Below are 732 nucleotides of genomic sequence, written 5' to 3' on the forward strand. Positions count from 1 at the left end.
CGATCTGCGCGCAGTCTTCGTTCCACGGAGCCCCGCCAAGATCGAGAGTCCAGTTCGTGTGTGCCATTCAAGCCTCCTTTGCCTGAACGGCACCTCCCCCTTCCCTCTCGCAGGCCGTCTTCACCCGGCAGATCTGTAGAGTTCGACAGCAAGCTGCAAAAGAAAAGGCCCGCCCGCGACACATGCGCGGACGGGCCTTCCTAGTGTGACCAGCGCGGGTCGCAGCACCGGTCACGGGGGCTGATGACAATCAGGCATCAACGCTTTCGCGCGCCTTGGTCCTGGCTGCAGGCTTGGGCGCGGTGCTTTCGCCCAGACCGTCGCCGCTGGTCGCGCCGGTGTCAACGCCGCGGTCGCTGGCCGGTTCGTCACCGGTGGCGGTGAGCGGCGGCAGGGCGCCTTCGCTTTCGCTGCCGAAGCCGTCGAGCGAAGCCTTGGGCTTCGAACGCCGCCACGCGACATTGAAGCTCCCATCGTTCTGCTGGAACATGGCGAGCGGGATCGGCGCCGAGAGGCTGGGATCGTCGATCTGGCCCGACAGGAAGCATTCGCCGGTCTCGTTCGACGAGTATTCCCACAGCGCACCGATCTTGACCCAGCTGCGGCGATCCGCCGAGAGTGCCATGAGGTCGAACTTGGGTGCTCGCTCGTTGGTGGATTCGAAGGCCCGCAGAGCGACCGTCGCGCTGAAGGTCAGGGTGGTGATGCGGCCGATGTGAACGCCTTCTGCGT

Annotated in this window: 1 protein-coding gene; it reads right to left on the reverse strand. The window is 65.3% G+C overall.

The annotated features are described in order from the left end of the window. Positions 1-250 precede the first annotated feature (250 nt). The coding region (locus tag AX735_RS17185; RefSeq protein WP_066282700.1) for a DUF736 domain-containing protein at positions 251-732 on the reverse strand (482 nt) is incomplete at its 5' end.

The sequence above is a fragment of the Blastomonas sp. CCH1-A6 genome (assembly GCF_001556365.1).
GTDB classification, from domain to species: domain Bacteria; phylum Pseudomonadota; class Alphaproteobacteria; order Sphingomonadales; family Sphingomonadaceae; genus Blastomonas; species Blastomonas ursincola.